The following is a 12,254-nucleotide window of genomic DNA, read 5'->3' on the forward strand; positions in this document are numbered from 1 at the left end:
TCACAAAAACCACCGGTACTCCCGCGCCCCGATCTCGTTGCGAAAATCCAGCTCCTCCTGGCGCTTGTTCTCGCAATAGACCATCACGAACTCGCTGCCGAGCCCTTCGCGCACGGCCGGGTGATCCTGCATCGCGGCAACCGACGACAGCATCTCCTTCGGGAAATCGATGCCGCTGCCGCGATCCTCGTTGAGCGGCGCAATCGGTTCGATCTTCGCATCGAGCCCATGCTCCATTCCCGACAGGATCGCCGCGAGCACCAGATACGGGTTCGCATCCGCGCTCGCGAGACGGTGCTCGATCCGCAGGTTGCGTGCATCCGACTCCGGAATCCGGATGCACGCATCGCGATCCTCGAAGCCCCAGCTCGCACGGCTCGCCGCGTTCACCATCGATCCGTAGCGCCGGAACGCATTGTGGTTCGGCGCGAACACCGGCATGCAGTGCGGCAACAGCGCGAGACACCCGGCCACTGCGTGCCGCAGCGGCCGCTGGCCGTCCGCGGCGAGCAGGTTGCGCCCCGCGTCGTCGTACAGGCTCACGTGCACGTGCATCCCGCTGCCCGGCGCATGCAGGTACGGCTTGCCCATGAAGCTCGCGCGATAGCCGTGTTGCAACGCGACGCCGCGCGTGCTGCGGCAGAACAGCGCCGACCAGTCGGCCGCGCGCAGCGCGTCGTCGGTGTGCCCGAAATTGATCTCGAACTGGCCGGGCCCGAGCTCGGCGGTCATCACCGTCGCATCGACGCCCTGCTCGCACGCGGCGTCGACCATCTCGTGCAGCACGTCGGAGAAGCGTGACAGGCGCTCGATGTGCATGTTGGGCTGATCGTCGCGGTCGTCGCTCAGGCGGTCGCGCGGATACTGCGGCATCCCGTCCGCGAGCTGTGCGGCGAACAGGTAGAACTCGAGCTCGAACGCGACGACCGGCCGGATGCCGCGCGCCGCAAACCGCCTCAACACGCGCGCGAGCACCTCGCGCGGCTCGAACTCGATCGGTGCATCGGTGCCGTCGGAGCTGATCAGCATCTGCGCAAGCGGCTGCCGCTCCCAGCGCACGGGCTTCAGCGTACCGGGAATCAGGCGGCGCGGTGCATCGGGATCGCCGTCGTTGAAGCAGTAATCGCCGATCTTGTAGAGGCCGCCTTGCGTGCCGAGCAGCACGCAGTTCTGCGGCAGCTTCAACAGCGAACCCGACGCGACCTTCTCGAGTGCATCGATCGGATAGCGCTTGCCGTAGAAATGCCCGGGCAGGTCGAGGCAGATCAGGTCGACATAACGGATCTCGGGGTGTGCCTGCCGGAATGCGCGGACTTCACTGACCAGCGCGGGAACGACGTCAGCCATGTCTCATCCTTTCCATGTCTTGTATGACGGTGCCGCAGCGCGGCGAACCGGATTCATGCGGCATGCCGAACGACGCACGCCGCATGTCAATCAGTACTGCGAACAGGCTGCGGGGCGCGCCGGCATGCAGCACCGACCGCCCCGCCGACAACTCAGGTGAATACCCAGATCACGCGCGTCGGCGCATCGGTCAGGTTGGCGTAACGGAAGCGCTTGTGCGCGGGAAGCTGGAACGCATCGTTCGGGCCGAGCGTGACGGGCGTGTCGTCATCGTCGATCCAGATCGTCAGCGCGCCTTCCAGCACGAAGCCGCCCTGCTCGTCGCTGTCGTCGACCGGTCGCTCGCCGCTGCTCGCGCCCGGCGCCAGATGGCTTTCGAGAATCGAGAAGCGCGAGCGCATGTTCGGCGACACGAGGATGTCGGTGATGCCGGCCGCGTAATACACGGTGCGCCGCTCGTCGGGCCGCGTGACCCACGGCACGCTGCGCGGCTTGCTCAGGCTGTAGAAATACGTGGTCGGCACGCCGAGTGCCTCGCCGATCGCAGTGAGATCCGCGACCGTCGGGCGCGACAGCCCGCGCTCGACCTGCGACAGAAAGCCGACCGAGCGGCCGATCCGTTCGGCGAGATCGTTGAGCGTGACCTTGCGATGCTTGCGCAGGTCGCGGATCAGGATCGCCAGACTTTCTATCTCTTCCTGTTCGTTCATGACGGGTTCCGGTGAGTCAGACGGTATCGCGCAGACGGTACCAGGCCTTGCCGATCGCTTCCAGCGGCGCGGCGAGCCGGTCGCCGCCGGGGAAACGCGGGTTGCGGATGCGCTGGTACTGCGCGAGCAGGCGTTCGTCGCCGAGCACGGCGTCGGCCACCGCGCGCGCGCCGGCGAGCGTCGGCAGCACGCCGTGCCCCGAGAAGCCCTGCAACCAGAAGCGCTGCCCGTGGCGGCCGATGTCCGGCGTGCGGCGCATGCTGATGTCGATGTGGCCGCCCCATGCGTAGTCGAGCGTCACGCCGGCCAGTTGCGGGAACACGCGTTCGAGGTGCGGGCGCGTCGCCGCTGCGATGTCGGCGGGAATGCCGCCGAGGTACGTGCAGCCGCCGCCGAACAGCAGCCGGTTGTCGGGGCTCAGGCGGAAGTAGTCGGGCACGAACTGGTTGTCGATCACGCAGCTGTTCTGCGGCAGCAGCGCACGCGCGACGTCGGGCGCAAGCGGCGCGGTCGCGACCTGATAGGTGCCGACCGGCAGCAGCCGGCGCGCGAGATCGCGATCGAGCCGGTCGACGTATGCGTTGCACGCCAGCACGAGCACGTCCGCGCGCACTTCGCCGCGCGCCGTGCGGGCAATATGGCCACCGGCCGTCTCGCGGCAGTCGAGCACGCGGCTCTGCTCGAAGATGCGCCCGCCCGCACGCTCGATCGTCTGCGCGAGGCCGAGCGCGAGCTTCAGCGGGTTCAGGTGGCCGGCCTCCGGATCGTGCAGCGCCGCAAGATAGCGCGTACCGCCGATCCATTCGGGCATCTCGTCACGGCCGATCACGCGCAGCCGGTCATAGCCCCAGCGCTCGGCGGCCTCGTCGCGGGCCTGTTCGAGCATCGCGACGCGCCGCGGCCGTAGCGCGGCCCACAGGCTGCCGGGCCGGTAATCGATGTCGAAACCATGCCGCACCGGCAGTTCGCGCACCTCGGCCGCCGCCCAGCGCATGCTGTCCCACAGCAGGCGCGCGCCGTCGCGGCCGAGCGAATCCTCGAGCGGCTGCATGTCGCACGACCAGCCGAGCAGCGCCTGTCCGCCGTTGCGGCCCGACGCAGCCCATGCGACGCGGCTCGCTTCGAGCACGACCACGCGCTTGCCGGCGAGTGCCAGGCGCAACGCCGTATGCAGCCCGCTGAAGCCCGCGCCGACGACGAGCACATCGGCGTCGATGCGGTCGTCCAGTTCCGGACGATGCGGGATCGGCGCCGGGTAGGTGCCGGCGTAGTAGCTTGCGACGTGACGGTCGGACTGCACGAACATGCGGACTCCCGTGAAAATTACGCCGATAAATTTCATGAAAAATTAGCACGGCAATTTCACGCAGGCAAGCGTGTCAATAAGCGCTCGTATCGTCGGAATAATGAAAGATTGCCCACGCGCCGGCGCGCCGCTTGCGCAGGCAGCACAGCACTGTGCTGCCGCCTGTATCTTTTTCGCGGAGCGGGTGCGGCCGATAATGCGTGCAGACAGCCCCGCCCTCGCGGCCCGGCCACTCGCACCGCGAAGACCGCCGAACCGCGCACCGACACCAGGAGGCACCGGCATGAGCACACCATTCAGGCTGGGCGACCGCGTCCGCTGGAATTCCGAGGCCGGCTACGTGACCGGCACGATCGTCGCGATCCACACCGCCGACTTCGACTACAAGGGCCATTGCCATCGCGCGTCGCCCGGCGATCCGCAGTACGAGATCAAGAGCGACCGGACCGACCACATCGCCGCGCATCGCGGCCGCGTGCTCGAACGCATCACCGGCAAGGATCTCGCATGACCTACCCGTTCTACACGATCGGCCATTCGAACCGCACGCTCGACGAATTCGTCGGCCTGCTCGATGCGGCCGGGATCGCGCTGCTCGCGGATATCCGCAAGATGACGCGCTCGCGCACCCATCCTCAGTTCAACGAAGCGACGCTGCCGGAGGCACTGGCTGCCGACGATATTGCGTACGAACACATCGCGACACTCGGCGGCCTGCGCGGCAAATCGCGCGACGTGCCCGACGACGTCAACGATTTCTGGACGAACCGCAGCTTCCACCGCTACGCCGATTACGCGCTGTCGCCGGAATTTCGTTCAGGCCTCGACCAACTGATCGCACGGGGGCACGAGCAGCGCTGCGCGATCATGTGTTCGGAAGCCGTGTGGTGGCGCTGTCACCGGCGCATCGTGTCCGACTACCTGATCGCGCGCGGCGAGACGGTACTGCACATCATGGGCCGCAATCGCGTGGAGCCTGCGCGCCTCACGGCCGGCGCAGTCGTCCGGCCGGACGGCACGATCGTGTATCCGGACGTCGAAGGCGGCGCTGCACCGGAGTGCGATAACTGACAGTTTCTCGTCCGGGGGCTTTTCATTAGATTGGCGACACGATCCATGCAACGTCTCGCTCCCCGACATGACTCTCACTGCCAGCGAAGCACAGCACACGACGACCGCCACGTATCGCGACATCGCTGAACGCCATGCGCGGTCCGCCCCTTCCGGCGCTTTCCATCGCGCTGCCTGGGATGCATTGTCCGATGCGGGACTGTGGCGCCTGCCGGTACCGCGCGAACTCGGCGGCGCGGGCGGCACGTGGCACGACTTCATCGATGCGTTCGAGGCGATCGCCGCAGCGCTGCGCTCGGTCGGCTTCGCGATGGCGCTCGCCAATCAGGCGACGCTGATTCGCGCAATCGTCGCCTACGGTTCCGACGCGCAGCGTGCACGGCATCTGCCGCAGCTGCTGTCCGGCGCCATCGGCGCCACGGCGATCTCGGAGAAAGGCACCGGCACCGAGGTGCGCGCGCTCGAAACATGCGTCGTTCGCGACGGCGACCACTACCGGCTCGACGGCCACAAGTACAACATCAGCCACGCGCCCGAAGCGCGCCTGATGATGATCGTCGCGACCCTGACCGGTGACGGCAAGCCGACCACCGCGCTGGTGCTGATCGATCCCGAACGTGAAGGCGTTCAGCGCAGTGCGCCGCAAGCGACGTTCGGCGTCGCGGATCTGCCGATCGGCGACCTCACGTTGTCCGGCGTGCACGTCGACGCCGACGAACTGCTCGGCGCGCCCGGCGACGGATTGCGCCTGCTGATGGACATCGCGTCGATGAATCGCGCGCTGTTCGGCCTGCTGTGCGCGAACGTCACGCAGCCGTTCCTTGCCGACGCACTCGCGCACGCCGGCGGCCGCAAGACGCTCGGCGTCGCGCTGGACGCGCATCAGCACGTCCAGCGCCGGCTGGTCGACGTTCACGTCGGCATCGAACGCACGCGCTGGACGGCGCGCGCCGCGCTCGACCTGCTCATCGATCAGCACCCCGAAGCGCTCGCGAACTGCTCGATCGCGAAGCTCGCAGGCGCACGCGATCTCGCACAGGCCGCGCTGCACCTCCTCGCGATTCACGGTAGCGATGGCTACCGGCGCGGCCCGCTCGCCACCTTCGTCGCCGACGCGCTCGCGATGGGCTCGGCCGGCGGCACCGAGGAAATGCATTACCGGAACATCTTCAGCCAGTTGCAACGACGCGCGGCCGCCACGGCGCGCGCGGCGTGACCGCTCACCCTTTTCATCCCCCCTCGAGGAGCTTCCCTTGACTATCCAGACTGGCCTGCGCGCCCGCGCCACCCACCGCGTCGACACGATTTCGCTCGCCGATCAATGGGGCGGCGAAGCGCACGCGCTCGCGAGCCCGATCATGATCATCTTCATCGAACAGACCTGCATGCAGGCGACCGACCACCTGCTGCCTGCCGGACAGATGACGGTCGGCTACAACTTCGAGATCAAGCATCTCGCACCGACGCCGCCCGAATGGGACGTGACGATCGATGCCGAACTGATCGAGGTCGACGGCCGCATGATGACGTACCGGGTCGAAGTGCGCGATGCGGTGGGTGTCGTCGGCGAAGGCGTGCATACGCGCTGCGCCGTCAGCCGCGACGGCTTCCATCGCCGTCTCGACGAGCGGCGCGACAGCGCGGCGCTCGCACGCTAACGAGCCGGAGCCCGACCATGATTCCGCTTCCGCTGCAGGGTCTCCGGCTGCCGGTGATTGCGTCTCCGATGCTGATCGCGAGCTATCCCGAGATGGTGCTCGCCCAGTGCAAGAGCGGGATCGTCGGCGCATTTCCGGCGCTCAACGCGCGGCTCAGCACGCAGCTCGGCAACTGGATCGACACGATCGACGGTACGCTGCGCGCCTACCGCGACGCCCATCCCGACGCGCCGGTCGGACCGTTCGCGGTCAACCACATCTGCCATCCGTCGAATCCGCGCGTCGAACAGGATCTGCGCATCTGCATCGAACGGCGCGTGCCGTTGATGATCACGAGCCTGCGCGCACCGTCGCGCGACGTCGTCGATGCGATCCACGCCTACGGCGGGATCGTGCTGCACGACGTCACGACGGTACGGCATGCGCAGAAGGCGCTGGAAGCCGGCGTCGACGGCCTCGTCCTCGTCGCGGCGGGCGCGGGCGGCCATGCGGGCACGCTGTCGCCGTTCGCGCTGGTCACGGAAGTACGGCGCTTCTACGACGGCTTCATCGCGCTGTCCGGCGCGATCGCGACCGGCGACGCGATCGCCGCCGCGCGCGCGCTCGGCGCCGACTTCGCGTACATCGGAACACGCTTCCTGGCGTCGCACGAAGCAAACGTGGTGCAGCGGTACAAGGACACGATCGTCGAAGCCAACGCTGCCGACATCATCTACACCGATGCGTTCACCGGCGTCCACGGCAACTACCTGCGCCAAAGCATCGAGGCAGCCGGGCTCGATGCGCGCCGGCTCGCGCGGGTCGACGGCGCGCAACTCGATTTCTCGCCGGAAGGCGGCGCGAAGCAATGGCGCGACATCTGGGGCGCCGGCCAGGGCGTCGGCGCGATGGACGCGGTACTCAGCGTCGCCGAGATCGTCGAGCGGCTCGCGGACGAATACGAACGCGCCGTCGCGCGCGTGCAGCCGGGCGCAGCCGCGCACGACGCCGCACGCCGGCCGGTCGCCTCCCCGACTTCACGGATCGAAACGCGATGACGACGTCCGAACTGGCCGCCCCGTCGTCCGTCGACGATGCGATCGCGCGCCGCCGCGCGCAGATCGACGTGATCGACGACGAACTGCTCGCGCTGATCGGCCAGCGCATCGTTCACGCCACCGAGATCGGTCATCTCAAGCGGCATGCGGGGCTCGCGGTACGGCAGCCTTCCCGCGAAGCTTCGATCGTCGCCGAACTGTGCGCGCGCGCGCCGTGGGGGCTGCGCGACCGCGACCTGAGAGCCATCTGGCAGACGCTGTTCCGCGCGAGCCGCGACGCGCAATCGCTGCCGTCGGTCGCGTTCCTCGGCCCCTCGGGCACTTACACCGAAGCCGCGATGCTGCGTCACTTCGGCGAATTCGCACGCGGGCAGGCACACGAGACGATCGACGCGGTATTCGAAGCGCTCGCGCGCGGCGACGCGGAATGCGCGGTCGTACCGGTCGAGAACTCCTCCGAAGGCAGCGTGACGCGCACGCTCGATCTGCTGATCGCGCAGGCGGCGCCCGTCACGGGCGAAATCGAACTGCCCGTCGCGCACTGCCTGCTGAGCGCAAGCGGATCGCTCGACGGCGTCGACAGCGTGGTCGGCCATCCGCAGGCGCTCGCGCAATGCCGCGCGTGGCTCGACACGCATGCACCCGACCTGCGCCGCATCCCGGTATCCAGCAACGCGGTGGCCGCGCGCGAGGCCGCGCATCTGTACGACTGCGCGGCGATCGCCGGCGAACCTGCAGCCGCACTTTACGGACTGCGAATCGTATCCCGCGCGATCCAGGATCACTCGGACAACCGCACGCGCTTCGTGATCGTCGGCGGCCAGGCGCCGGCCCCGACCGGCCACGACCGCACGAGCATCGTATTGCGGCCGACCGATGCGCCCGACGCGCTCGCGCGCATCTTCGATGCGCTCGCCCATCACCGCGCCCCGCTGCTGTGGGTCGACGTGCGGCCGGCACGCGCGGCTGGCCAGGCGTACCGGTACTGCATCGATTTCGGCGGACATCCGCTCGATCCGAACGTGCGCGCGGCGCTCGACGAGATCGCGCTCGTCGCGTCCGAACTGCGCGTGCTCGGCGCCTATCCGCGTGCCGCGGGCGGCACGGACGGGCACGCCGACGGCACGGACGCATGATGACCCCGGCGCCCGCGTCGTCCTCCGTCGCCGCCCGGCTGCTCGCGATTCGCGACGGCCGCGACGATCGCCTGCTCGTGCTGTGCGGCATCGCCGCGGCGGGATGCGTGCCGCTCGCCGCCGGACGATGGCTGCGCGCGCTGCGCGCCGAATACGACGGCGAACTGGAGCTGCTGCCGTTCGTGCGCGGCACGCCGGATGCCGCCGGCACCGCGTGCCTGCTGCGGCGCTGCGCGCGTCTCAGGCTTCCGGCGGTGGCGATCGGCGACACCGCGGCGACCGCCTATGGCCGCTGGCGCGCGTGCCTGCCCGCGGCGCCGCTGACCTGGCAGGTGCTCGAAACCGGCGCGGCGCGGCCCGCGGCGCCGCTACCCGGCGGCCTGCTGGCACGCTGGCCGGCACGCCCGGCCGAGCCGGTCGACTGGCCGCGCTCGCGCCGCGTCGTCGCGGATCTCGGCGCGGCGACGCCGGCGCTTGGCGCCCGCATCGGCGCGCTGGCCGACGCGCTGTACGACGGCACGCTCGTGGTCGCCGGCATCGCGCTGGACATGCCCCCCGGCGCGCCTCACACCTTCATCACCGATGCGCTGGACCCGCTCGCGAATTTCGTCCGGATCCAGCGGATCGCCGCGGTGACCCGCCGCGCCCCGTCGCTGCGGAGCCGCCTGTGAGCGCGCGCCCGCAGGCAGGCCCGACGCGCATCGCGCTCGTCGGCATGCCCGGCGCCGGCAAGACGACCCTCGGCAGCGCACTGGCCCGCACGCTCGCGTTGCCGTTCGTCGACGCCGACCGCGAACTCGAACGCCGCTTCGGCGCGCCCGTCGCGGCGCAATTCCATGCGGGCGACTTCCGCGCCCGTGAAGCCGACGTCATCGACATGCTGACGCGCGGGCCCGCGCTCGTGCTCGCGACCGGCGGCGGCGCCGTGCTGCGCGACGACACGCGCGCCCGGCTTGGCCAGCGCTGTTTCGTGATCCATCTCGCGAGCGATCTCGACACCCTGTGGCACCGCACGCGCGACGACGCCTCCCGCCCGCTGCTGAACGTCGCCGATCCGCGCGCGGCGCTCGCCACGCTGCACGACGCGCGCGAATCGCTGTACCGCGCATGCGCGCACTGCCGCATCGATACGTCGGGCCAGTCCGTCGCACAAACGCTCGCGGCAGCGCTCGACGCGCTTGCCGTCGCGTAATCCGCCCCCTCGATCCGCCCCCCTTTTCAACTGTTGCAACGACGCCGGCTGCTGCGGCGAACTGCCATTTCTGCCAGTTGCCGATCGTCGAATAATATCTAAAGATATATTTTTAGATATGAATCGTTCGCCATCGCACGACAGGAAACCGATCATGCCCTTCCTTATCGACCGAGCGCGCGGCTCGCGCCGCCTGGTTCCCGCGCTCGCCGCGCTCGCGATCGCCGGCTGCGCGCCGTTCGGCCCGCAACGCCCGGCGGCCCGCATCACCCCCGTCGAGCAACTCGATGCGGGCACCGCGATCCGTTCCGCCGGCGCCGGCTCGCCGGCGATCGCCGAACGCTGGTGGAGCGCGTTCGGCGATGCGCAGCTGGATCGCCTCGTCGACGACGCGCTGGCCGGCGCGCCGACGCTGCAAGCGCAGCGTGAACGCGTCGCGCAGGCGCTGGCCGACGCCAACGTCGAAAGCGCCGCGCTGCTGCCGCAACTCGGCGCGACCGTGAGCGCGGTGCCGACACGCCTGCCCGGCAGCTACCGGACGCCGCCGCCCGCGGCCGGACACTGGCAGGTCGACGCGCAGGCGCTCCTCGGCGCGTCGTGGAATCTCGACATCGCCGGCCGACAGCACGCGCTGGCGCGCGCCGCCGCGCTGCGCGCGGACCAGCAGCGCGCGCTCGAACACGCGGCCACCGTGTCGCTGCAGGCGGCGATCGTCGAAACCTACCTGCAGCTCGCGCTCGAACAGCAACTGCTCGCGATCGCGCGCGATACGCTGCAGCAGCACAGCTATCTGCTGCGCCTCACGTCGCAACGCGCCGACGCCGGTCTCGACATGCAGGTCGCCGTGCTCAGGGCGAGCGAACCGATTCCGCATGCGCAGGCCGACATCAACACGCATGCGGCCGCCTCGGCCCGGCTGCGCCACCGGCTCGCCGCGCTCGTCGGCCGCGGCCCCGGTTACGCCGATGCGCTGACACCCGCCGCGGCGCCCGCGGCCGAACTGCCGATGCCGGCCGTCCTGCCCGCGGCGCTGATCGGCCGCCGTCCGGACGTGCTGGCCGCGCGCTACCAGGTCGAAGCCGAAGCAGCGAACATCGACGCGGCGCGCGCCGCGTTCTATCCGGACGTCAACCTGCTGGCCTTCGCCGGCGTGCAGAGCTTCGGCTTCCGCGCGCTGTTCCACGGCAACAGCGGCACGTTCGGCGCAGGCCCCGCGATCACGCTGCCGATTTTCGAGGGCGGCCGCCTGCGCGCCGGCCTGCGGGCGCAAACCGCCGCCTACAACGCCGCCGTCGCGGCGTACGACGACACCGTCGTCAACGCGCTCGCACAGGTCAGCGACACGCTCGTCCAGATCGACACGCTCGGCCGGCAGCGCGCGCTTCAGCGCGAGGCGCTGTCGCGCGCGCAACAGACCTACGCCGTCGAGACGCAGCGCTACCGCAAAGGCATTTCCGGCTACCTCGACGTCCTGCTCGCGGAAGGCCGGCTGCTCGAGGATCGCGCGTCGGTCGCCCGTGCGGACGCGTCGTTCGCGATCGAGCACGCCCGCCTGATCGCCGCGCTCGGCGGCACCTCTTCCACTGGAGCCACGCAATGAACCGTCCCGAATCTCCCGCCGCCGAGCCCTCGCTGCAACGCGCGCGCCGTCGCTACTTCCGCTGGTTCTTCATCGGACTCGCCGGCGTTGCCGGCATCGCCGCCGCCGCGTGGGCCACCACGCGCGGCACCGAAACGACCGACGATGCGTACGTGTCCGGCGACGTCGTGCAGATCTCGCCGCAGATCGGCGGCACCGTCGACGCCGTGCGCGTGCAGAACGCCGACTGGGTTCGTCCGGGCGACCTGCTCTTCAGCGTCGACAAGACCGATGCCCGGCTCGCGCTGGACGAAGCGGTCGCCCAGCTCGCCCACGCGGTGCGCGAATACCGCACCGCGCATGCCGACGCGACCCGCGAGGAAGCGCAGATCCGGCTGCGGCGCTCCGAATTGTCCAAGGCGAACGACGATCTGCAGCGCCGGCTGAGCCTCGCGCAGGACGGCGGCGTGTCGCGCGAGGATCTTCGTCATGCGCGGGATGCGATGGACGGCGCGGCGGCCGCGCTGAACGCGCAGCAGGCCGCCTACGACGCGACGCTCGCGCACACCGACGGCACGTCGATCGACACGAACCCGCTCGTGCGCGCGGCGGCATCCAGGGTCCGCAGCGCGGCGCTCGCGTTGCGTCGCACCGAAGTACGCGCGCCGCTCGGCGGGCTCGTCACGCGCCGGAGCGTGCAGGTCGGCCAGCACGTCGCGCCCGGCACGCCGTCGCTGGCGCTCGTGCCGCTCGATCACGTGTGGGTCGAAGCCAACTTCAAGGAATCGCAACTGCGCGGCGTGCAAGCCGGGCAGCCGGTCGAGCTGTTCTCGGACCTGTACGGCAGCAACGTGGTGTTCCACGGGCGCGTCGTCGGGCTCGAAGCCGGCACCGGGGCCGCGTTCGCAGCCGTGCCCGCGCAGAACGCAACCGGCAACTGGATCAAGGTCGTCCAGCGCGTGCCGGTCCGGATCGCGCTCGATCCCGACGAGCTGCGCGCGCATCCGCTGCGCATCGGCCTGTCGATGACGGCATCGGTGCCGGTCGGTCAGGGCCGCGGCACCGCATCGGCGTCGACGCCGGCCCGCCCCCCCGAGGTGCGCCGGTCGATCGACGCCACGTCGATCTATCGCGACGACGACGAAGCGGGCGACGCGCTCGTCGCCGAGACGATCCGCGCGAACAGCGGCGCCCGCCCGCTCGCCCCGGGAGCCTGAC

Annotated in this window: 13 protein-coding genes; 10 read left to right on the forward strand and 3 right to left on the reverse strand. The window is 70.0% G+C overall.

The window, feature by feature from the left end:
* The 3 genes from OHZ10_RS30510 to OHZ10_RS30520 all read right to left on the reverse strand — a co-directional run bounded on the left by OHZ10_RS30510 (position 1) and on the right by OHZ10_RS30520 (position 3,363).
* Positions 1–1,347 carry a glutamine synthetase family protein gene (locus tag OHZ10_RS30510; RefSeq protein WP_342705256.1) on the reverse strand — a complete coding sequence of 449 codons (1,347 nt, stop codon included), beginning with the start codon at positions 1,345–1,347 and terminating at the stop codon, positions 1–3.
* 152 nt (positions 1,348–1,499) lie between these two features.
* Positions 1,500–2,057: a helix-turn-helix domain-containing protein gene (locus OHZ10_RS30515; protein WP_059239644.1), complete on the reverse strand. Its 558-nt coding sequence runs from the start codon at positions 2,055–2,057 to the stop codon at positions 1,500–1,502.
* Positions 2,058–2,073: 16 nt separating this feature from the next.
* Positions 2,074–3,363 (reverse strand): FAD-binding oxidoreductase, encoded by a 1,290-nt coding sequence (locus tag OHZ10_RS30520; protein WP_342705257.1) that lies wholly within the window; start codon positions 3,361–3,363, stop codon positions 2,074–2,076.
* 283 nt (positions 3,364–3,646) lie between these two features.
* Here OHZ10_RS30520 and OHZ10_RS30525 point away from each other — a divergent pair, with 283 nt between their 5' ends.
* The 10 genes from OHZ10_RS30525 to OHZ10_RS30570 all read left to right on the forward strand — a co-directional run bounded on the left by OHZ10_RS30525 (position 3,647) and on the right by OHZ10_RS30570 (position 12,253).
* On the forward strand, positions 3,647–3,874 hold the full coding sequence (locus tag OHZ10_RS30525) for a DUF2945 domain-containing protein (protein ID WP_340624719.1): 228 nt from the start codon (positions 3,647–3,649) through the stop codon (positions 3,872–3,874).
* Positions 3,871–4,434, forward strand: a complete 564-nt coding sequence (locus tag OHZ10_RS30530) for a DUF488 domain-containing protein (RefSeq protein ID WP_342705258.1) — start codon at positions 3,871–3,873, stop codon at positions 4,432–4,434. Before OHZ10_RS30525 ends, OHZ10_RS30530 begins: the two co-directional genes overlap by 4 nt.
* A gap of 67 nt (positions 4,435–4,501) precedes the next feature.
* Entirely contained in the window at positions 4,502–5,650 is a 1,149-nt protein-coding gene (locus tag OHZ10_RS30535) for an acyl-CoA dehydrogenase family protein (RefSeq protein ID WP_342705259.1), read from the forward strand.
* 37 nt (positions 5,651–5,687) lie between these two features.
* Entirely contained in the window at positions 5,688–6,092 is a 405-nt protein-coding gene (locus tag OHZ10_RS30540) for a thioesterase family protein (RefSeq protein WP_034180561.1), read from the forward strand.
* Positions 6,093–6,109: 17 nt separating this feature from the next.
* Positions 6,110–7,129 (forward strand): nitronate monooxygenase family protein, encoded by a 1,020-nt coding sequence (locus OHZ10_RS30545; protein WP_342705260.1) that lies wholly within the window; start codon positions 6,110–6,112, stop codon positions 7,127–7,129.
* A complete protein-coding gene (pheA, locus tag OHZ10_RS30550; RefSeq protein ID WP_174994445.1) occupies positions 7,126–8,265 on the forward strand; it encodes a prephenate dehydratase in 1,140 nt (379 codons plus the stop codon). The genes OHZ10_RS30545 and pheA overlap by 4 nt, the downstream gene beginning before the upstream one ends.
* Complete coding sequence (locus tag OHZ10_RS30555) at positions 8,262–8,936, forward strand: hypothetical protein (RefSeq protein WP_340624717.1); 675 nt, start codon at positions 8,262–8,264, stop codon at positions 8,934–8,936. Before pheA ends, OHZ10_RS30555 begins: the two co-directional genes overlap by 4 nt.
* Entirely contained in the window at positions 8,933–9,457 is a 525-nt protein-coding gene (locus OHZ10_RS30560) for a shikimate kinase (RefSeq protein ID WP_342705261.1), read from the forward strand. Before OHZ10_RS30555 ends, OHZ10_RS30560 begins: the two co-directional genes overlap by 4 nt.
* Positions 9,458–9,611: 154 nt before the next feature.
* On the forward strand, positions 9,612–11,057 hold the full coding sequence (locus OHZ10_RS30565; RefSeq protein ID WP_342705262.1) for an efflux transporter outer membrane subunit: 1,446 nt from the start codon (positions 9,612–9,614) through the stop codon (positions 11,055–11,057).
* Positions 11,054–12,253 carry an efflux RND transporter periplasmic adaptor subunit gene (locus OHZ10_RS30570; protein ID WP_174992426.1) on the forward strand — a complete coding sequence of 400 codons (1,200 nt, stop codon included), beginning with the start codon at positions 11,054–11,056 and terminating at the stop codon, positions 12,251–12,253. The genes OHZ10_RS30565 and OHZ10_RS30570 overlap by 4 nt, the downstream gene beginning before the upstream one ends.
* Position 12,254: the final 1 nt, after the last annotated feature.

The sequence above is a fragment of the Burkholderia arboris genome, from assembly GCF_038723655.1.
In the GTDB taxonomy this organism is placed as follows: domain Bacteria; phylum Pseudomonadota; class Gammaproteobacteria; order Burkholderiales; family Burkholderiaceae; genus Burkholderia; species Burkholderia arboris.